The sequence below is a fragment of the Streptomyces sp. DSM 118878 genome, assembly GCF_052936595.1.
On the sequence record NZ_CP193622.1, the window covers coordinates 4,942,237 to 4,961,176 of the forward strand.

General features: G+C 70.9%; 17 protein-coding genes and 1 pseudogene. 9 read left to right on the forward strand and 9 right to left on the reverse strand.

The features are described from left to right. The first annotated feature begins 94 nt into the window (after nt 1-94). The 3 genes from ACRAKF_RS22105 (at nt 95) to ACRAKF_RS22115 (ending at nt 5,431) form a co-directional block, all read left to right on the forward strand. On the forward strand, nt 95-1,039 hold the full coding sequence (locus ACRAKF_RS22105) for a DUF3027 domain-containing protein (RefSeq protein ID WP_447039017.1): 945 nt from the start codon (nt 95-97) through the stop codon (nt 1,037-1,039). 189 nt (nt 1,040-1,228) lie between these two features. Then, entirely contained in the window at nt 1,229-4,402 is a 3,174-nt protein-coding gene (locus ACRAKF_RS22110) for a sacsin N-terminal ATP-binding-like domain-containing protein (protein ID WP_447039018.1), read from the forward strand. A gap of 195 nt (nt 4,403-4,597) precedes the next feature. Continuing rightward, nucleotides 4,598-5,431 carry a calcium-binding protein gene (locus ACRAKF_RS22115; RefSeq protein WP_447039019.1) on the forward strand — a complete coding sequence of 278 codons (834 nt, stop codon included), beginning with the start codon at nt 4,598-4,600 and terminating at the stop codon, nt 5,429-5,431. Nucleotides 5,432-5,459: 28 nt separating this feature from the next. On the opposite strand, the gene ACRAKF_RS22120 is transcribed toward ACRAKF_RS22115, so the two are convergent. Then, entirely contained in the window at nt 5,460-7,862 is a 2,403-nt protein-coding gene (locus ACRAKF_RS22120) for an HAD-IC family P-type ATPase (protein WP_447039021.1), read from the reverse strand. A 198-nt stretch (nt 7,863-8,060) separates the two neighbouring features. Then, a complete protein-coding gene (locus ACRAKF_RS22125) occupies nt 8,061-8,318 on the reverse strand; it encodes a DUF2530 domain-containing protein (protein WP_447039022.1) in 258 nt (85 codons plus the stop codon). Nucleotides 8,319-8,555: 237 nt separating this feature from the next. Here ACRAKF_RS22125 and ACRAKF_RS22130 point away from each other — a divergent pair, with 237 nt between their 5' ends. From ACRAKF_RS22130 to ACRAKF_RS22140, 3 genes are all read left to right on the forward strand, one after another. After that, nucleotides 8,556-10,010, forward strand: a complete 1,455-nt coding sequence (locus tag ACRAKF_RS22130) for an NCS2 family permease (RefSeq protein WP_447039023.1) — start codon at nt 8,556-8,558, stop codon at nt 10,008-10,010. Between the two features lie 119 nt (nt 10,011-10,129). Further along, nucleotides 10,130-10,567, forward strand: coding sequence for a MarR family winged helix-turn-helix transcriptional regulator (locus tag ACRAKF_RS22135; RefSeq protein WP_447039025.1), 438 nt, complete (start codon nt 10,130-10,132; stop codon nt 10,565-10,567). Nucleotides 10,568-10,612: 45 nt separating this feature from the next. Beyond that, nucleotides 10,613-11,959 carry an MFS transporter gene (locus ACRAKF_RS22140; protein ID WP_447039026.1) on the forward strand — a complete coding sequence of 449 codons (1,347 nt, stop codon included), beginning with the start codon at nt 10,613-10,615 and terminating at the stop codon, nt 11,957-11,959. A gap of 35 nt (nt 11,960-11,994) precedes the next feature. Here ACRAKF_RS22140 and ACRAKF_RS22145 read toward each other — a convergent pair whose 3' ends face one another. The 4 genes from ACRAKF_RS22145 to ACRAKF_RS22160 all read right to left on the reverse strand — a co-directional run bounded on the left by ACRAKF_RS22145 (nt 11,995) and on the right by ACRAKF_RS22160 (nt 14,989). Beyond that, on the reverse strand, nt 11,995-12,501 hold the full coding sequence (locus ACRAKF_RS22145; protein ID WP_447042107.1) for an N-acetyltransferase family protein: 507 nt from the start codon (nt 12,499-12,501) through the stop codon (nt 11,995-11,997). A 239-nt stretch (nt 12,502-12,740) separates the two neighbouring features. Next, entirely contained in the window at nt 12,741-13,736 is a 996-nt protein-coding gene (locus tag ACRAKF_RS22150; protein ID WP_447039027.1) for an aldo/keto reductase, read from the reverse strand. 55 nt (nt 13,737-13,791) lie between these two features. Beyond that, nucleotides 13,792-14,388, reverse strand: a complete 597-nt coding sequence (locus ACRAKF_RS22155) for a Uma2 family endonuclease (protein WP_447039029.1) — start codon at nt 14,386-14,388, stop codon at nt 13,792-13,794. A 70-nt stretch (nt 14,389-14,458) separates the two neighbouring features. Then, on the reverse strand, nt 14,459-14,989 hold the full coding sequence (locus tag ACRAKF_RS22160; protein ID WP_447039030.1) for a MarR family winged helix-turn-helix transcriptional regulator: 531 nt from the start codon (nt 14,987-14,989) through the stop codon (nt 14,459-14,461). A gap of 28 nt (nt 14,990-15,017) precedes the next feature. Here ACRAKF_RS22160 and ACRAKF_RS22165 point away from each other — a divergent pair, with 28 nt between their 5' ends. After that, complete coding sequence (locus tag ACRAKF_RS22165; RefSeq protein ID WP_447039031.1) at nt 15,018-15,521, forward strand: carboxymuconolactone decarboxylase family protein; 504 nt, start codon at nt 15,018-15,020, stop codon at nt 15,519-15,521. Nucleotides 15,522-15,535: 14 nt separating this feature from the next. Here ACRAKF_RS22165 and ACRAKF_RS22170 read toward each other — a convergent pair whose 3' ends face one another. Both ACRAKF_RS22170 and ACRAKF_RS22175 read right to left on the reverse strand, forming a co-directional pair. Further along, nucleotides 15,536-15,772, reverse strand: coding sequence for a DUF397 domain-containing protein (locus ACRAKF_RS22170; RefSeq protein WP_447039032.1), 237 nt, complete (start codon nt 15,770-15,772; stop codon nt 15,536-15,538). Further along, on the reverse strand, nt 15,769-16,575 hold the full coding sequence (locus ACRAKF_RS22175; protein ID WP_447039034.1) for a helix-turn-helix domain-containing protein: 807 nt from the start codon (nt 16,573-16,575) through the stop codon (nt 15,769-15,771). The genes ACRAKF_RS22170 and ACRAKF_RS22175 overlap by 4 nt, the downstream gene beginning before the upstream one ends. A gap of 83 nt (nt 16,576-16,658) precedes the next feature. Here ACRAKF_RS22175 and ACRAKF_RS22180 point away from each other — a divergent pair, with 83 nt between their 5' ends. Continuing rightward, the gene (locus tag ACRAKF_RS22180; protein ID WP_447039036.1) at nt 16,659-17,069 is read left to right on the forward strand and encodes a hypothetical protein; all 411 of its coding nucleotides are present in this window, start codon (nt 16,659-16,661) and stop codon (nt 17,067-17,069) included. A 104-nt stretch (nt 17,070-17,173) separates the two neighbouring features. On the opposite strand, the pseudogene ACRAKF_RS22185 reads toward ACRAKF_RS22180, so the two are convergent. Beyond that, a pseudogene (locus ACRAKF_RS22185) lies at nt 17,174-17,842 on the reverse strand (SGNH/GDSL hydrolase family protein); the annotation flags it as partial. Nucleotides 17,843-17,928: 86 nt separating this feature from the next. Between ACRAKF_RS22185 and ACRAKF_RS22190 the strand changes: the two are divergent. Next, on the forward strand, nt 17,929-18,933 hold the full coding sequence (locus tag ACRAKF_RS22190) for a WD40 repeat domain-containing protein (protein ID WP_447039037.1): 1,005 nt from the start codon (nt 17,929-17,931) through the stop codon (nt 18,931-18,933). The last annotated feature ends 7 nt before the right edge of the window (nt 18,934-18,940 follow it).

Below are 18,940 nucleotides of genomic sequence, written 5' to 3' on the forward strand. Positions count from 1 at the left end.
TGCTTCAGAGCCCGGAGGTGCCTTTGCCGCTCCGTTCGTACCCCCGCACAAGGGTGGCGCACTCGTGAGACGGCGTAGGAGAGAAGCGATACCTGTGAGCGCAGCGACAACGCGAAGCCGTACCCCGCGCACCCCGCGTACCCCCGACCGCCTCTGCGCCGAGGCGGTCGGCCTGGCACGCGCGGCGGCCGAGGAGGCAGCCGCGCCGGGTGTGGTCGGTGAGCATGTCGAGGTCGTCGTCGAGGGCGACCGCGTCGTCACGCACCTCTTCGAATGCAAGGAGTTCGGCTACCGGGGCTGGCGCTGGGCGGTGACGGTGGCCCGCGCCTCGCGGGCGAAGGTCGTCACGCTCGACGAGACGGTGCTGTTGCCGGGGCCCGACGCGCTCCTGGCCCCCGAGTGGGTGCCGTGGAGCGAGCGGCTGCGCCCCGGGGACATGGGCCCCGGCGATCTGCTGCCGACCGACGCCGAGGATCTCCGCCTGGAGCCGGGCTTCACCGGTGAGGAGGAGCCGCCGCCGAACTCGATCGTCTCGGGCGAGATGGCGGAGCTGGTCGAGGCGGAGGACGCCGAGGTCAGCGCGGGTTCGCCCGCCGAGCAGCCGCTGGCGCCCGCGCGCGGGTCGATCGCGGCGGTCGCCGACGAGCTGGGCATGCGCAGGGCGCGGGTCCTCTCGCGGTACGGGCTGCATGTCGCCGCCGACCGCTGGGAAGAGGGGTACGGCGCGAAGACCGCGATGGCGCAGGCCGCGCCGGCGGCGTGTGTGAGCTGCGGGTTCCTCGTGGCGATCGGAGGCTCGCTCGGACAGGCGTTCGGTATCTGTGGCAATGAGTTCGGGCCCGCCGACGGGCACGTGGTGTCCCTCTCGTACGGGTGCGGCGGGCACTCCGAGGCCGCCGTCATGCCGAAGCCGCCGCGGCCGGCGCCGCCGGTGCTCGACGAGACGCGGGTCGACGCGATGCCGCTGCGGCCCTCGGCGGACTCCGGCTCGGTCTCCGTGCCGGCGGACGGCTCGGGCGAGGACCTCGGCCACAGCTGAGGGCCCCGGGGCCTTGAGCGGTCCCTCTGCCCGGCCGTGCCTGTACTCGCCTGCGGCCTCGGCCGTTCCGCGTCGCCGCTTCGCGGCGTCGTCCCCACCCGCCCGCCCTTTTCACGGGCCCCCGGCCAGAAGCGGTAGCGTTCGCCCGCAGGGCAGGGACAGCCGGCCGGCGAAGGAAGAGGGACGACCGTGAGCAAGACCGTGTGGCCGGCGGCCGAGGGGACGGACCCCTTCGGCACCGCCCGCCTCCGCCGCGGAGTCCTCGACGCGTGGGCGGCGGCCCCCGCCCGCTTCCGCGAGGACGCCAACGCCGAGGAGGACCTCGCCCTCGGCGGCTACCGCGACCGCCTCGTCGTCGAGCTGGCCCAGAACGCCGCGGACGCCGCGGCCCGCGCGGGCACCCCCGGCAAGCTCTCCCTGACGCTCCGCGACGGCGTCCTCGCCGCCGCCAACCGCGGCGCCCCGCTGGACGCCGCCGGCGTCGAGTCCCTCTCCACCCTCCGCGCCTCCGCCAAGCGGGAGACGGAAAGCGAGGCACGGCAGGAGAACAGCGTCGGCCGCTTCGGCGTGGGCTTCGCCGCCGTGCTCGCCGTCAGCGACGAACCCGCCGTCGTGGGGCGGACCGGCGGCGTCCGGTGGTCCCTGACCGAGGCGCGCGAACTGGCCGCGGAGACCTCCCGCTTCAGCCCCGGCCTCGGCGACGAGATCCGCCGCAGGGACGGCCACGTACCGCTGCTGCGGCTGCCGATGGCCGCCGAGGGCGCCGCGCCCGAGGGGTACGACACCGTCGTCATCCTGCCGCTGCGCGACGCCGCCGCGAAGGACCTCGTGGACCGGCTGCTCGACGGGATCGACGACGCCCTGCTCCTCGCCCTGCCGGGCCTCGATGAGGTCCGCGTCGAGACCCCGGACGGCACCGTACGCACCCTGCGCCGCCGCACCGAAGCCCCGTACACCGTCGTCGAGGACAGCCGCGAGGGCACGACGCGCTGGCGCACCGTCAGCCGGCAGGGAGCGCTGGACAGCGCCCTCCTGAAGGACCGTCCCGTCGAGGAGCGGCTGCGCCCGCACTGGTCCGTCACCTGGGCCGTCCCCGCGGGCCCCGACGGCGCCCCGGAGCGTCCGCGCACCACGCCGGTCGTGCACGCGCCGACGCCCAGCGACGAGCCGCTGGGCGTACCGGCGCTGCTCATCGCCTCGTTCCCGCTGGACACCGCGCGGCGGCACGCCGCCCCCGGGCCACTCACCGACTTCCTCGTGCGGCGCGCGGCGGACGCGTACGCGGAACTCCTCGCCGACTGGCGGCCCGTGGGGGAGGGCATCATCTCCCTGGTGCCGGGGCCGCTCGGCAGGAGCGAGCTGGACGGCGCGCTGCGCCAGGGCATCCTGGAGCGGCTGCCTCGTACCGCCTTCCTGCCGCCCGCCCTGCCCCGCGGCGAGGAGGACGAGGACGAGCTGCCCGAGGCCCTGCGTCCGCGCGACGCCGAGGTCGTGGAGGGAGCGGGGGCCGACACCGTACGCGTACTCGCCGAGGTGCTGCCCAGCCTGCTGCCCGCGGGCCTGGAGCGCCGTGCCGAGCTGCGCACCCTCGGGGTCGCCAGGGTCCCGCTGACCGAGGCGATCGACCGCCTCGCCGGTCTGGAGCGGGAGCCCGGCTGGTGGTGGCGGCTGTACGACACCCTCGCCGGAGTCGACCCGGAGCGCCTCTCGGGGCTGCCCGTGCCGCTGGCGGGGGCTTCCTCCCGGGCCTCCGGCCCGGGCTCCGGCTCCGTGGGCGGACGGACGACGATCGGGCCGCGGCAGGTCCTGCTGCCACCGTCCGGCGACGACCGCGACCAGGCGCCGCTGGCCCGCCTCGGCCTGAAGGTCGCCCACCCCGACGCCGTGCACCCGCTGCTCGAAAAGCTGGGCGCCCTGCCCGCCACGCCCCGCGCGGTCCTGACGACGCCGCAGGTGCGCGCCGCGGTGGCCGCCTCCCTCGACGACGACACGTGGGACGACGAGGCCCTGGACGCGGACGAGCTCGCGGAGGCCGTGCTCACGCTGGTGCGCGACGCGAACCTCGCGCCCGGCGACGAGCCGTGGCTCGCGGCCCTCGCCCTGCCCGACGAGGACGGCGAACTGGCCCCCGCCGGTGAACTCGTCCTGCCCGACAGCCCCTTCGCCCACGTCATGCGCGAGGACGAGCTGGCCCTCGTGGACGCCGAGACCGCCGGGCGCTGGGGCGAGCAGCCGCTGGCCGCCTGCGGTGTGCTCGCCACGTTCGCGCTGGTGCGGGCCACCGACGTCGTCCTCGACCCGGATGAGCTCGACCCCCGTGAGGGTGACTTCCCCGAGCCCGACGACGCCGGGCTCCTCGACGCCGTCGACGTGTGGTGCGAGGACGTGATCGACCGGCTGCCGGACACGCCCGTACCGCCCGTCGCCACCGAGATCGTCGCCGTGCGGGACCTCGACCTGGTCGACGACGACCGCTGGCCACAGGCCCTCGCGATGCTCTCGCGCCCGCCGCTGCGGGACGCCCTGACGCAGCCGCTGCGGGTGCTGCTTCCGGACGGTACGACGGAGACCGTCCGCTCGTACACGGCGTGGTGGCTGCGCGGGCATCCGGTCCTCGACGGCCGCAGGCCCGCGGGGCTGCGCGCGGAGGGCGGCGATCCGCTCCTCGTGGGCCTCTACGACGCGGCGGACGCCACCGGCTTCGGTGACGAGCAGGTGCTGCGGGCGCTCGGCGTCCGTACGTCCGTGGCCGCCCTCCTCGGCGAGCCGGGCGGAGCCGCCGAACTCCTGGACCGGCTCGCGGACCCCGACAGGACCGTCACCGCCGGTCAGCTCCACGCGCTGTACGGCGCCCTGGCCGATCTCGACCCGGAGCAGGTGACACTCCCCGAGGAGCTGCGCGCGGTGGTGGACGGCGAGGTCGTGGTGGTCGACGCGGCGGACGCGGTGGTCGCCGACGCCCCGGACCTGCTGCCGCTCTCCGGCGGTGTGCCGCTGCTGCCCGTGACGCCCCGCAAGGCCGCGGATCTCGCGGAGCTGTTCCAGGTACGGCGCCTCAGCGAGACGGCGGCCGTGGAGCCCGCGGGGGAGGGCGTCGAGCACGAGGTGCCCGTGTCGGTACGGACCCTGCTGGGCCCCGCGACCCCGAAGACGTACACCGAGTACGAGGAACTGGTCGCCGGCGGCGTCGAGCTGGACTGGCGCCGCACCCCGGACGGCACCGTCCACGCGGCGACCCTGGAGGGCGTCGCGGCGGGCCTCGCGTGGGCGGCGGGCCAGTGGCCGCGCCGCTTCGAGGTGACGGCCCTGCTCGAAGACCCCTCACGGACGGCGGAGTTGGCGCGGGACCGCTGGTTCGACTGAGGACGCCGGGGCGGAACGGGACGGCGAGGCCGGAACCTCTCCGTCCATATCCCGGTCACACTTTCTTTACTTTTCATACAACCAGGCGCGGGAGTCACGAGTCTGATCTTGCGAGTCAACAGACTCCTAGATCACCGGGCTCCCACGTGAAGGCGTCACGCACCGCGGGAGCCCCTTCTCCACCTGGGGAAACACATGCGTATTCGTGCCACCGTGGCCGCACTGTCCGGCACCCTGGCCCTTTCCGCACTCGCCGTCCCGGCCGCGCAGGCGGCCGACGGTCCGAACCTGACGCAGCGCGAGACGGCCATCGCCAAGGCGGCCGCCGACGAATTCGAAGGCGACACGAAGATCACGAAGGTCGTCGTCAACAAGGGCAAGAACATCGTCGTCGGCACCACCAACAAGGTGAAGTTCGACATCGCCATCACCGCGACCGACGCGGAGGGCATCTTCGCCGGTGACGCCTTCCTCTGGCACGGCAGTGACCTCGACGACGGCTTGGACGGCTTCCTCTTCTCGGAGGACTCCGGTACGTGCAAGGTCGTGAACGCGACCACCTCGACCTGCACGGTCTCCATCGTCGTCGACCCGAAGCTCGACCTCTTCGACAACGACCTGGCCGGCAAGTGGAAGGTCGGGGCCAGCGCGATCGGCGAGGACGGCGACTACTACCAGGAGGACAACTTCTCCGCCAACGCCCGCATCCAGCGCTACGCCCGCCTCACCACCAACGCCTCCCCCGAGCCCATCAAGAAGGGCAAGACCCTCACCGTCAAGGGCGCCCTGACCCGCGCCAACTGGTACACCTCGAAGTACGCGGGCTACACCAAGCAGGACGTGAAGCTCCAGTACAAGAAGAAGGGTGCCAGCAGCTACACCACCCTCAAGACGGTCAAGTCCGACACCAAGGGCAACCTGAGCACCACCGTCAAGGCCTCGGCCGACGGCTACTTCCGTTACGTCTTCGCCGGCACCTCCACCACTCCGTCCGTGACGTCGAAGAGCGACTTCGTCGACGTCCAGTAGAAGTCCCCCGGAAGTCCCGCGGAAGCGGTTACGCCGGCACGCGGCGGTCCACCCAGCGGTAGATGAACTCGATGGCCAGTGAGGCCACCGCCGCGATGGCGACCGCCGCCCACGGCATCGTCGTGCCCACCAGCTTCAGCTGGAAGAAGTCCTGGAGCCAGGGCACGGTGAGCACGATCAGGAAGCCGAGACCCATCGTGCCGATGAGGCCGAGCCGCCACCACGTGTAGGGGCGGGCGATGATCGCGAGCACCCACATGGCGATCAGGAACAGCGCCAGGGTCGCCGCGCTGGTCTCGGCTTCCCGCGCGCCCGCGCCTTCGTAGTGGTGCCCGGCGAGGAGGTACGTCACGAAGGTGGCGACGCCCGCGATGACGCCGCCCGGGATCGCGTACCGCATGACCCTGCGGACGAAGTGCGGCTGCGCGCGCTCCTTGTTGGGGGCGAGCGCGAGGAAGAAGGCCGGGACGCCGATCGTGAGGGTGGACAGCAGCGTCAGGTGGCGGGGCAGGAAGAGATACTCCACCTGCGCGCAGACGACGAGCAGCGCGATGATCACCGAATAGACGGTCTTGACCAGGAACAGCGTGGCCACGCGCGTGATGTTGCCGATGACGCGGCGGCCCTCGGCGACGACGGAGGGCAGCGTCGCGAAGCTGTTGTTCAGGAGCACGATCTGGGCGACCGCCCGGGTGGCCTCCGAGCCCGAGCCCATCGAGACGCCGATGTCGGCGTCCTTGAGGGCGAGGACGTCGTTGACCCCGTCGCCCGTCATCGCGACCGTGTGGCCGCGTGACTGGAGCGCGCCCACCATGTCGCGCTTCTGCTGCGGGCTCACGCGGCCGAAGACGGAGTTGTCGTCCAGGGCCTGACCCATCTCGTCCCGCTCGGTGGGCAGGCCGCGCGCGTCCACGGTGTTCTCGGCGCCCGGCAGCCCGAGCTTGCCCGCGACCGCGCCCACCGAGACGGCGTTGTCACCGGAGATGACCTTGGCCTGGACGTCCTGCTCCGCGAAGTAGCGCAGGGTGTCGGCGGCGTCGGGGCGCAGCCGCTGCTCCAGGACGACCAGGGCGGTGGCGTGTGCCCCGCGGGCCACCTCGGGGTCGTCGAGCTCGCCGGTGACGCGGGCGAGCAGCAGGACGCGCAGGCCCTGCTGGTTGAGCCCGTCGATGTCGCCGAGCACGGGGTCGCCGTCGGGCAGGAGCACGTCGGGTGCGCCGAGGAGCCAGGTGGACGTGGTGCCGTCGCTCTCGCTGAAGGAGGCCCCGCTGTACTTGCGGGCCGAGGAGAAGGGCAGGGACTGCGTGCAGCGCCACTCCTCGCTGTCGGGGTAGGTGTCGATGATCGCCTGGAGCGAGGCGTTCGGCCGGGGGTCGGACTCGCCGAGGGCGCCGAGGACCTTGCGGACGTGGTCCTCGGAGGCGCCGCCGAGCGGGCGCAGCTCGGTGACGTCCATGCCGCCCTCGGTGAGGGTGCCCGTCTTGTCCAGGCAGACGGTGTCGACGCGGGCCAGGCCCTCGATCGCCGGGAGCTCCTGGACGAGGCACTGCTTGCGGCCGAGCCGGATGACGCCGATCGCGAAGGCCACGGAGGTCAGCAGGACCAGGCCCTCGGGGATCATCGGGACGATGCCGCCGACGGTGTAGGCCACGGACTCGCTGAAGTCGTCGTCCTTCACGACGAGCTGGGAGATGATCAGGCCGATGGAGGTCGGCACCATCAGCCACGTCACGTACTTGAGGATCGTGGAGATGCCGGAGCGCAGCTCGGAGTGGACGAGGGTGAAGCGCGACGCCTCTTCGGCGAGCTGCACCGCGTACGCCTCGCGGCCGACCTTGGTGGCGGTGAAGGCGCCGCCGCCCGCGACGACGAACGACCCGGACATCATCTTGTCGCCGGGCTTCTTGACCACCGGGTCGGCCTCGCCCGTCAGGAGCGACTCGTCGATCTCCAGGCTGTCGGCCTCGACGGTCTCGCCGTCCACCATGATCTTGTCGCCGGGGCCGAGCTCCACCAGGTCGCCGAGGACGATCTCGGAGGTGGAGACCTCCGTCGCCCTGCCGTCGCGCCGCACGGTCGGCTTGGCCTCACCCATGATCGCGAGGCTGTCCAGGGTCTTCTTGGCGCGCCACTCCTGGATGATGCCGATGGCGGTGTTGGCGACGATCACGAAGCCGAAGAGGCTGTCCTGGATCGGCGCCACGATGAGCATGATCACCCAGAGCACGCCGATGATCGCGTTGAAGCGGGTGAAGACGTTCGCCCGGACGATCTCGCCGAGGGAGCGGGAGCTGCGTACCGGTACGTCGTTGATCTCGCCGCGCTCGACCCGTTCGGCGACCTCGGCGGAGGTCAGTCCGGTGGCCCGGCCCGCCGGGGGAGGCACCGGGTGTACGGGGTCGAGCTCGGCGCCCGCGTCGATATGCGTCATGCCTTCGACGGTAAGTGCGGCCGTGGGGCTTCACCCCCCGAGCGGGCCAAAGATCCGACCACGGTAGGACGGGGCCCGTCCCGAGCTCGTACTGCGGTCGTAGGGAGCTACAGAGGCTCTGCCACTTTCGCTCCGGGGCTGCCGGGGCTCTGCCACTTTCGCCTCGGGCTGCCGGGGCCCTGCCGTTTTCGCCCGGGGCTACCGGGGCTCTGCCGCCCTCGCCCTCCTGATCGCGGCGTCGCGGCCGCGCACGTACCAGATGCCGATGAGGCCGAGGCCGCCGCCGGCCAGGCACGTCCACACCCACCAGGTCGCGTCCCGGTCGTCGAACCAGCCATAGAAGGGGAGCTGCACCAGGAAGAGGACGAACCAGAGGATCGTGCCGCCCGTGATGGTGGCGACCACGGGGCCCTCAAGGGGCTCCGGCGCCTCGTGCTTAGGGGTCCACTTCGCCATGCGTACACCTTACGAGGCGGGGCCGCGCCGGGCGTGACGCGGGCGCGGGTGCCCGTAGAACGGGCGCGAATGCCCGTAGAACCGGTGCGGCCCAAGGGTCTACGCGCGGAGATAGCGATTTCGCCTTCATGTATTCATACTGAAACGGCTCATTAATGGCCGATTGCTTTCGTACGAACGTACTGAAGGTTCGAGCTCGGCACATCACCTTCCTCACCCCAGGTCATGAGGTTTCCCATGTCTCCCTCGGCCAGCGCTCCGGTCGACGCCCGCAAAGAGCCGCCGCAAGCACCGCAGAACGGCATCGACGCGTTCTTCAAGATCTCGGAGCGCGGCTCGACCCTGGCCAGGGAGGTCCGCGGCGGCTTCGCCACCTTCTTCGCGATGGCCTACATCGTCGTGCTGAACCCGATCATCCTGGGCGGCGCGAAGGACATGTACGGCCACCAGCTCGACAACAAGCAGCTCGTCACCGCGACGGTCCTGACGGCGGCCTTCACCACCCTGCTCATGGGCGTCATCGGCAACGTCCCCATCGCGCTCGCCGCCGGTCTCGGCGTCAACACCGTCGTCGCCCTCCAGCTCGCCCCGCGCATGTCCTGGCCCGACGCCATGGGCATGGTCGTCCTCGCGGGCTTCGTGGTGATGCTGCTCGTGGCGACGGGCCTGCGGGAACGCGTCATGAGCGCCGTACCGCTGGGGCTGCGCAAGGGCATCGCGATCGGCATCGGCCTCTTCATCATGATGATCGGCCTCGTCGACTCCGGCTTCGTCTCGCGCATGCCGGACGCCGCGCAGACCACGGTCCCGCTCCAGCTCGGCGGCGACGGCCACCTCAACGGCTGGCCGGTCCTGATCTTCGTGCTCGGCGTGCTGCTCACCCTCGCGCTGCTCGTGCGCAAGGTGCCGGGCGCGATCCTCCTCAGCATCGTCGTCATGACGGTCGTCGCGATGGTCATCCACGCGGCCGCCGGGCTGAAGCCCGAGGCATGGGGCCTGACCAGCCCGGAGTGGCCCGGCAACCCCGTCTCCACGCCGGACTTCGGGCTCGTCGGCCAGATCAGCCTCTTCGGCGGCTTCGAGAAGGTCGGCATCCTGACCGGCGTCCTCTTCGTCTTCACCGTGCTCCTGTCGTGCTTCTTCGACGCCATGGGCACGATCATGGGCATCGGCGACGAGGCCAAGCTGACCGACGCCAACGGCAACATGCCCGGCATCAACAAGGTGCTCTTCGTCGACGGAATCGCCGTCGCCGCGGGCGGCGCCTCCTCCGCCTCCGCCACCACCTGCTTCGTGGAGTCCACGGCGGGCGTCGGCGAGGGCGCGCGCACGGGCTTCGCGAACGTCGTCACCGGCGGGCTCTTCGCCGTGGCGCTCTTCCTCACCCCGCTCGCCACGATGGTGCCGTCCCAGGCGGCCACGCCCGCGCTCCTCGCGGTCGGCTTCCTGATCCTCTCGGGGTCCATCCGGCAGATCGACTGGGCGGACTACACGATCGCCATCCCCGCGTTCGTGACGATGCTGATGATGCCGTTCACGTACTCGATCACCAACGGCATCGGCATGGGCTTCGTCACCTTCAGCGTCCTGCGGCTCGCCGCCGGGCGCGGCCGCGAGGTGCCGGTCGCGATGTACGTGGTGTCGGCGGTGTTCGCCTTCTACTACCTGATGCCGGCGCTGAACCTGACGTAGAAGCGTTCGTCGGAGCCGTCCCGGATGAGCGTCCGGACCACATGGTCCTGGACGCTCATTCGCGTTCCCGCGCCATGGCGAGTGGTCTTTAGCTTGAGTAATGAGTTACGCTAACGAACATGCCGGACCTCTCCCATGGTGGCGACGCCGCCGCCGTGAACGCCCTGCGCTCCGCCGTGATGCGCCTCTCCCGTCGACTCAAGCACCAGCGCGTCGACGAGTCGCTGAGCCCCACCGAGATGTCGGTGCTCGGCACCCTCGCCCGCTGCGGCAGTGCCACCCCGGGCGAGCTCGCCCGCAAGGAGCACGTGCAGCCACCGTCCATGACCCGCATCGTGGCACTGCTCGAGGCCAAGGCCCTGGTCCGGCTGGAGCCGCACCCCGAGGACCGCCGCCAGAAGGTGGTCACCCAGACGGAGACCGCCGAGGCGATGCTCGAAGAGAGCCGCCGCAAGCGCAACGCCTGGCTGGCCGGCCTGGCCGAGCACCTCGACGACGACGAGTGGGCGCGACTGCGCGCCGCAGCCCCCGTCCTGGAGAAGCTCGCGCACCTGTAGACGCGGGTCGACAACGCCGTACGACGCCAAGGAGGCGAACGCACTTTGAGTACGGGATCCGGAGCAGACTCCGCCCCCGCACCAACCACCCTCGACACACCCGTCCGCCCACGCAAGTCCTCGATGTTCAGCTCGCTGAAGATCCGCAACTACCGCCTCTTCGCCTCCGGTGCCGTCGTCTCCAACACCGGTACGTGGATGGCCCGCATCACCCAGGACTGGCTGGTCCTGAGCCTCACCGGATCCTCCGCGGCCGTCGGTATCACCACGGCCATGCAGTTCCTGCCGATGCTGCTCTTCGGGCTGTACGGCGGCGTCATCGCCGACCGCTTCGCCAAGCGCAGCCTGCTCTTCTGCACCCAGGGCGCGATGAGCATCAGCGGGCTCTTCCTCGCCGCGCTCACGCTCACCGGCAACGTCCAGGTCTGGCACGTCTACGTCGCGGCCTTCTTCACCGGCCTCGTCACCGTCGTCGACAACCCGACGCGGCAGTCCTTCGTGTCCGAGATGGTGGGCCCGGACCAGGTCCGCAACGCCGTCTCGCTGAACTCGGCGAACTTCCAGTCGGCGCGCCTCATCGGCCCCGCCGTGGCGAGCGTCCTGACCGCGGCCGTCGGACCCGGCTGGGCCTTCCTCGCCAACGGCCTGTCCTTCCTCGCGCCGCTCACCGGCCTGCTCCTCATGCGGACCGCCGAGCTCCACTCCACCCCGCGCGCGCCGCGCGGCAAGGGGCAGTTGCGGGACGGCCTGAACTACGTGTCCAAGCACCCCGAGCTGATCTGGCCGATCGTCCTGGTCGGCTTCGTCGGCACCTTCGGCTTCAACTTCCCGATCTGGCTGAGCGCCTTCGCGGACGACATCTTCCACGGCGGCGTGGGGATGTACGGCCTTTTCAACACCCTGATGGCCATCGGCTCCCTCGCCGGTGCGCTGCTCGCGGCCCGGCGCGGCACCTCGCGCCTGCGGCTGCTCGCCGGGGCGGCCGTCGCCTTCGGCGTGCTCCAGATCGTGGCCGCGTTCGCCCCCGAGCTGTGGATGTTCGTGGCGTTGATCGTCCCGATCGGCATCCTGGGCCTGACGGTGAACGTCACCGCGAACTCCTCGGTCCAGATGGCCACCGACCCCGAGATGCGGGGCCGTGTGATGTCGCTGTTCATGATGGTCTTCACCGGCGGCACGCCGCTCGGCGGACCGCTCTTCGGCTGGCTCGCCGATGCCTACGGCGTCCGGATCAGCATGGCCGTCGGCGGCGTCGTCTGCGCGATCGCCGCGGTCGGCGTGGGCCTGATGCTGGCGCGCGCCGCCAACCTCCGCCTCAAGGTGGACCTGCGCCGCGGCCGGCAGCACCTCCAGTTCGTGCCGAGGGAGAGGGAGCTGGCGGCCGCGGCGTGAGAGTGCGTGTCCGGCCGGAGCCATGACACAAGCTCTCAGACCCGCTTCTCCAGGATCTGGCCGGGCCAGCTTCCGTCGGGGCCCGTGAAGGCCTGCGTGGCGGTGAAGCCGTTGCTCTCGTAGTACGCGACGAGCTTGCCGTCGCCGCCCGCGTAGCAGTCGACCCGGAGCAGCGGGACGCCCTGGCGCCGGGTCTCGTCGGCGGCGTGCGCGAGCAGGGCCCGGCCCACGCCACGGCCCGCGAAGCGGTGGTCGGCGGCGAGCAGGTGGACGTACCGCTCCGGCTCCCCGGCCTCGGGGATGCCCGGGCCCGGCCCGTCGGTGAGCGTGACCGTGCCCGCCACCACGCCACCGATCTCCGCGACCCACGGCTCGCCCGACGTCAGATACCGCTCGACGAGCGCCACCGCCTTCGGGTTCTCCGACCAGGGCTTCGTGCCCCACTGCCCCGTCCGCCCCCGCGCGACGAGCCACTCCACGGCCCGGTCGAAGAGGCCGAGCACGGCGGGGAGATCGTCGACGCCGCCGGGCCTGATCTTCATATCGGTCATGGGTGGAGGCTAGGCAGCCCGCAGGACCGGGGTCCAGGGCCGCCCGCGCGGGGAGGCGGGTCCGGGGAGCCGGGCGCGGGCGGTTAACCTCAACGGTGTGGACCCCAAGACCAGAAACCGGATCATGGCCGGTGTGCTCGTGCTGATGTTCGTCGTGGTGGCGGTGGCGGCCGCGGTCGGCGGCTAGGGCCCGACCGGGGCCGCCCTCGTACGCCCGTGTGCGGTGCGTGCTACCAGGCGAAGGACTCCGGCGACGGTCCGGGACCGGGAAAGATCTCGTCCAGCGAGTCGAGCAGGTCCCGCGGCAGGTCGAGCTCGACGGCGCGCAGCGCGGAGGCGAGCTGTTCGGCCGTGCGCGGGCCGACGATCGGTCCCGTGACGCCGGGCCGCGTCAGCAGCCAGGCCAGAGCGACCTCACCGGGTTCGAGGCCGTGCTTGTCGAGCAGGTCCTCGTACGCCTGGACCTGCGCGCGGACCTCCGGCTTGGCCAGCTCGGCGGCGGCACGGCCACCGGCACGGCGGGTCCCCTCGGAGCTCTCCTTCTTCAGGACGCCCCCGAGCAGACCGCCGTGCAGCGGCGACCAGGGGATGACGCCGAGCCCGTACTCCCGCGAGGCCGGGATGACCTCCTCCTCGGCCCTGCGCTCGGCGAGGTTGTACAGGCACTGCTCGCTGACCAGGCCGAAGCTGCCGCGCCGGGCGGCGGTCTCGTTGGCCTGGGCGATCTTGTAGCCGGGGAAGTTGCTGGAGCCCGCGTAGAGGATCTTGCCCTGCTGTACGAGGACGTCGACGGCCTGCCAGATCTCCTCGAACGGTGTGTTCCGGTCGATGTGGTGGAACTGGTAGATGTCGATGTAGTCGGTCTGGAGGCGGCGCAGGCTCGCCTCCACGGAGCGGCGGATGTTCAGCGCGGAGAGCCGGTCGTGGTTGGGCCAGACCTCTTCGCCCTGGCGGGTCATGTTCCCGTACACCTTGGTGGCGAGCACGACCTTGTCGCGCCGCTCGCCTCCCTGTGTGAACCAGGTGCCGATGATCTCCTCGGTGCGGCCCTTGCCGGCGCCCTGCCCGTACACGTTGGCGGTGTCGAAGTAGTTGACGCCCGCGTCGAGCGCGGCGTCCATGAGCGAGTGACTGTCGGGTTCGTTGGTGAAGGGCCCGAAGTTCATGGTCCCGAGCGTGAGCCGGCTGACCTTGAGCCCCGTGCGTCCCAGCTGCGTGTACTTCATGGCACCCCAGCCAACGCGTTGGAGTGGGCTCCAGGCAAGGGGGAGCGGGGGCGTGTCAGTCGCGGGGGAAGCGATCCGTCTTGAGGACGAGGCCGACCGGAGTGTCGGTGAGGTCAATGTCTTCGCCGAAGCTGTACTTCGATTCAGTCGTGTACTCACCGTTTTTAGGGGCCGTGCAGATGTAGACCCTGCCCTGATAAGGGTCGGCGATGAGGTAGACGGGTACGCCTGCTTCGGCGTACGCGTCCTTCTTCGGACCGTAGTCGTTCTGCGCTGTGCTTCGGGAGATCACGTCCCCGACGAACTCGACATCCTGGTAGCGCCATTGCCCCTTGTCGTTCTTGATGGCTCCATCTGCGAGCAAGGTCACGTCGCTGGCGAAGCCGTTGAGGTGACCCGGGTAATCGATGCGTACGTCGGACTTCTGCCGCGCGGTCGGGAAGCAGTTGTCGAGCTGAAGCAGGATGCGGAAGGTGATGTCCCAGTGGGTGTCTCGTTGTGGTGACACGAAGATATGACCCCCGACAATCTCTGTCTTGATTCCCTCGGGGACATGCATCTTGTCGAGCCATCCGAACATCATGTCCAAAGTGCGCTCGTCGCTGCTGTCGGCCATCTCGATCCTGTCGGTATTCACATCTACGACGGTCATCGTGGCACCCCTCCCCGGCCGCCCCGGTCGGACGCGGCCGCGCAGTACAACGATACGCACGGAGACAAGGTCATGAGCCGCCCAGCCACCCCGCCGCGTCGAGGCCAAACGCGTCCGGCGGTACGACCGTGCGGAGGGCGGACTCCAGGTCCCGGAGGCGGTCCGCGCCCAGGGACGCCGCCCACTCCGCCCGCAGCTCGTCGAAGACCGCCGCCGAGCGGCGCAGCGCGTCGAGGCCGTGCGGGGTCAGGTGGACCAGCTTGCGGCGGGCGTCGGCGGGGTCGTCGGTGCGGTGGGCGTAGCCGAGGGCGATGAGGCGGTCGACGGTCTTGCCCGCCGCCTGCTTGCTGACACCGAGGCGCCGGCCCACCTCGCTGGACGTGGCGCCCCGCACCCCGATGGCCTGCATCGCGAAGCCGTGGGCCGGCCGGGCGTCGGGGTGTCCCTGCCGGGCGAGTTCGGCGTGCAGGCGGTCGATCAGCGTACGGAACCCGGCGAAGAGGAGCAGGGGCAACTCGTACCCCGGCGCGTCCGCCGCCGGCCCCTCCAAGCCCTTGCCGATATCGTCAACCTGGTTTACCTTCTCCGTACCGTCAACCATGTTGTCGATCGTAGGGGGTCACCACCGCATGTTCACCACCCGCACCGTCGAGACCGCACCCGCCGAGTCCCGTCCCGCCATGGAGCGGGTGACCAAGGCCTTCGGGCAGCTCCCGGACGCCGTCGCCCGCCTCGCCGAGTCCCCCGAACTGCTCAACGGCTTCCTGGACATGAGCGCCGCCTTCGAGCACACCACGCTGGAGCCCGTGGCCCGCGAGACGGTCATCATGACCGTGGCGGTACGCAACGACTGCCACATCTGCGTGGCCCTGCACACGGGGAAGCTGCGCAAGCTGGGCGCCGACTCCGGGGTCATCGCCGCCCTGCGCGAGCAGCGCCCCATCCCCGACGAACGCCTCGAAGCGGTGCGGGTCTTCACGCTGTCCGTCCTCGCGACGGCGGGCGGTGTCGACGACACCGGCATCAAGGCGTTCCTCGCCCACGGCTACACCGAGCGCAACGCGCTCGAAGTCGTCCTCGGGATTGGTACGTACACGATGTCGACCCTCGCGAATCGACTGACGCGGGCTTGACCTGGCCGGGGGCCTTACGTGGTGGCGGCCTCGGTCAGGAAGGCTGCCCAGGCGCCGGGGGCGACGCGGAGGGTGGGACCCTCGGGGTTCTTGGAGTCGCGGACGTGGATGGCGGCGGGGCAGGCGGCCACCTCCACGCATTCACCTTCACCGCCACTGTGGCTGGACTTCGTCCAGGACAGGGCTACTTCGACGCACTCGCCTTGGTCGCCGCTGTGGCTGCTCTTGAACCAGGCGAGGTCAGTTCTCATAGTGACGCTGTCACCTCGTCAATTAGTGTTGCGGACTCATCGGGGTTGAGGGCCTGAGCCCGCAGGATGCCATACCGCGCGAACAGGTGTCCCAGGTCGGGCTGCTCGCCGACGAAGTAGCCGCCGCTGGGCCCCTCCACGTAGGCAAGCTGGCGGTGCTCCGAGGTCTCCAGGAGAATCATGGGGCCGTTCAGCCCGGCATGGGCTTGGCGGTCGTGCGGCATTACCTGGATCTGAACGTGGCGAAGCCGGGCGATACCCAGGATGTGCCGCAACTGCTCCTTGAGGGAAGCATGGCCGCCGAGGGGGCGAGTCAGGGTGCTCTGCTCCAAGACGTAACTGATGACGGGCGCCGGTTTGCGCTGGAACAGCTCCTGACGCGCCAGGCGTGCCGCCACTCGGTTCTCCAACTCCTCGTCATCGAGGGCTGGGCAATGGCAGCTGTAGATGGCCCGTGCGTACGCCTCTGTCTGTAGTGAACCGGGGATCACATGGCTCTGATACACGTGAAGGGCGGACGCCTTCCGTTCCTCGGCCAAGTAATCCTCGGTCCACGGGCGGAGCCCCCCGCTGCCGAACTCCTTCTCCGCGAGCAGCGTCAGCGCACCCTGTGCACCAAGGAACTGATCCGCCAGCTCGACCAACCTGCCCCGGGGCGCCCGCTCGCCCCGCTCCACCATCGCCACCTGCGACTTGGAGTACTGGACATGCGTGCCCAGCGCCTCCTGCGTGATCCCGGCCCGCTCGCGGTAGAACCGCAACAGCGCGCCGAACGTCTCCGAGCCCCGCTCACCTTGGTGCACAACGACCTCCCCAAGTGCACAGCCCCGCACCTACGTTGCGTAGCCCTGGTCACAGTATGTGAGCACCCGAAAGCATTCGGTGCATGAACTCGGAAATCTCACCGCTTGCGGTCCACGACTGGATTCCGGCGTCGGGCCACGCGCTGCGTCACGCCGGTATCCACTTCGACGCCGTACGCGTGGAAGGTCCGCCAGGCGAGCGGATCATGTACGACCTGACGCAGCTCACGGAGTGCCACGTGGGCCCTGTCATCCGCGAGGCCATCGGCGGGCGTTACTTCTACTTCCTGCTCCCGCCGGGGACGGCGAAGTCGTACGGCTGGCCGGCCGGAGTGCGCCCCCTGGGGCGGACCTCGGCCGGCTTCGCCTACGTCGGCGTGCCCGCGCTGGACGGCTGGACCTGGCCGCTGGACTGGCGGTCGCTGCCGACGGCGGAGAAGCCGTTCGTGAACGCGGAGTCGCTGCGCGAGGCGGTGGGGCGGGCGGCGCGGTGACCGGGACCGTCGCAGGAAACTCCCACCTCCGCCCAGTAAAACCCGAGGTCAGCGCAAGTGCCCGTGGGACTTTCCTGCAATCCCCGACCGCCACGCCACCGCCGCCCGCCGATTCCCCAGCCCTGGGCCAGCGCCTGCGCGAAGGCGCCGGCCAGCTTGTGCTCGCCGCTCGCGTTGGGGTGCGTGCCGTCGTACGTGTCGGCGTGGATGTCGTACCCGTACGGAGGTGACGCCAGGAGCAGCGGTGAGGCCGCCGTGTCCAGGTCCGCGGCGGTCTTCGCGAGGAGTTCGTTGAAGCGGGCCACCTCGGCCGCAAAGGGGGCGTCCGACTCGGCGCGGATGTTGGGGATGACCGGGAGCAGGACCATGCGCACCCGGGGGTTGGCCGTGCGGGCGCCCGCGACGAAGGCGCGGACGTTCTCGGCGGTCTGGTCCGCGTCCGTGTAGAAGCCCAGGTCGATCAGGCCGAGGGAGACGAGGAGGACGTCCGCGGGGGCGTGCGTGAGCGCGCCGGAGATCGCGGGTGCCATGTGCAGCCAGCCCTCGCCCCAGCCGGCCAGGTGGTTGCGCGGGAACTCCGGGTCCGGGTCGGCGTAGTCGTACGAGAGGGGTCCGCCCGCCGCCTTGTCGTACAGGGCGGTGCGCGGGCCGACGACCGCGAAACCGTCTTCGCCGAGAGTGGCGCGCAGGTGCTGCCACATCCGGTGGCGCCAGGTGTGTTCACCGGCGCTTCCGATGGTCATCGAGTCGCCGACGAACATGAACCTGAGCATCCGCTCATTCTGGCGGATCGGGCGGGGCGCCTGCGATGTGAGGCTGAGCACGCCCCGGCGGGGGCGCTGATGGCACGCTTGGGCCCATGCGTTCGCTCTGGGCTGTTCCGGTTCCGTCCGTCCTCGCCGTCGTCACCGTGCTGTCCCTCGCCGGGGCGGCACCCGCCGCCGCCGACGACGGGCACGACGGGTTCACGATCAAGGACCCAAGGATCGTCGAGTCCAGCGGCCTTGCCGCGTCCCGCGCCCACCCCGGCGTCTACTGGACGCACAACGACCAGGACAAGGGCGCCTACCTGTACGCCGTCGACTCGAAGACCGGCAAGACCGTCGCCACCGTCACCATGACCGGGGTCGGCGCGCCGCGTGACGTGGAGGCCATCTCCGTGGGGGGTGACGGCAACCTGTACGTCGGCGACATCGGCGACAACCTCGGCGGCAAGTGGTCGAACGTCTGGATCTACGAGCTGCCCGAGCCGAAGAAGCTGGTCGACCAGACCGTGCGCGCCAAGCAGTACGTCGTGAAGTACGCCGACGGGGCCCGGGACGCGGAGGCGCTGATGGTGCACCCGAAGACCGGGCGGATCTACATCGCCGACAAGAAGGAGGAGGGCGGCAGCCTCTACGAGGGGCCCGCCCGGATGTCCGCGTCCGGGACGAACGTCTTCCGGCGGATCGCCGCCACCGACCTGTGGGTCACCGACGGCGCCTTCTCGCCGGACGGGAAGCAGCTCTCCCTGCGCGGCTACTTCGGCGGCGTCTCGTACACCTGGAAGGGCGCGGGCGCCAAGCCCGAGCGGGAGGGGCGGCTGAGCGTGCCGCTCCAGCGGCAGGGCGAGTCCGTGACGTACACCCCGGACGGCACGACCCTGATGTACGGCACCGAGGGCGCGCAGAGCGCGGTCACGCCCGTGGAGGTCGAGGGGAAGGACGGCGGCTCCGGCTCGTCGGGGACGGGCGGGGGTTCGGCCTCGGGGGGCGACGGCGACGGCCTGGACGGCGGGCTCACCACCGGGGCCGTCGTCTTCGGCGCCGTACTGCTGGCCTTCCTCGGCCTGAAGCGCCTGACACGGCGGGGCGCGAGAGGCTAGAACCCGG

What these genes read in the sequence shown, in the direction of transcription:
- ACRAKF_RS22145 (WP_447042107.1), bottom strand. Translation starts at nt 12,501, where the DNA reads ATGAAGATCAGGCCCGGCGGCGTCGACGATCTCCCCGCCGTGCTCGGC.
- ACRAKF_RS22160 (WP_447039030.1), bottom strand. Translation starts at nt 14,989, where the DNA reads ATGGTTGACGGTACGGAGAAGGTAAACCAGGTTGACGATATCGGCAAG.
- ACRAKF_RS22120 (WP_447039021.1), bottom strand. Translation starts at nt 7,862, where the DNA reads ATGACGCATATCGACGCGGGCGCCGAGCTCGACCCCGTACACCCGGTG.
- ACRAKF_RS22115 (WP_447039019.1), top strand. Translation starts at nt 4,598, where the DNA reads ATGCGTATTCGTGCCACCGTGGCCGCACTGTCCGGCACCCTGGCCCTT.
- ACRAKF_RS22135 (WP_447039025.1), top strand. Translation starts at nt 10,130, where the DNA reads ATGCCGGACCTCTCCCATGGTGGCGACGCCGCCGCCGTGAACGCCCTG.
- ACRAKF_RS22180 (WP_447039036.1), top strand. Translation starts at nt 16,659, where the DNA reads ATGAACTCGGAAATCTCACCGCTTGCGGTCCACGACTGGATTCCGGCG.
- ACRAKF_RS22190 (WP_447039037.1), top strand. Translation starts at nt 17,929, where the DNA reads ATGCGTTCGCTCTGGGCTGTTCCGGTTCCGTCCGTCCTCGCCGTCGTC.
- ACRAKF_RS22130 (WP_447039023.1), top strand. Translation starts at nt 8,556, where the DNA reads ATGTCTCCCTCGGCCAGCGCTCCGGTCGACGCCCGCAAAGAGCCGCCG.
- ACRAKF_RS22155 (WP_447039029.1), bottom strand. Translation starts at nt 14,388, where the DNA reads ATGACCGTCGTAGATGTGAATACCGACAGGATCGAGATGGCCGACAGC.
- ACRAKF_RS22125 (WP_447039022.1), bottom strand. Translation starts at nt 8,318, where the DNA reads ATGGCGAAGTGGACCCCTAAGCACGAGGCGCCGGAGCCCCTTGAGGGC.
- ACRAKF_RS22170 (WP_447039032.1), bottom strand. Translation starts at nt 15,772, where the DNA reads ATGAGAACTGACCTCGCCTGGTTCAAGAGCAGCCACAGCGGCGACCAA.
- ACRAKF_RS22165 (WP_447039031.1), top strand. Translation starts at nt 15,018, where the DNA reads ATGTTCACCACCCGCACCGTCGAGACCGCACCCGCCGAGTCCCGTCCC.
- ACRAKF_RS22150 (WP_447039027.1), bottom strand. Translation starts at nt 13,736, where the DNA reads ATGAAGTACACGCAGCTGGGACGCACGGGGCTCAAGGTCAGCCGGCTC.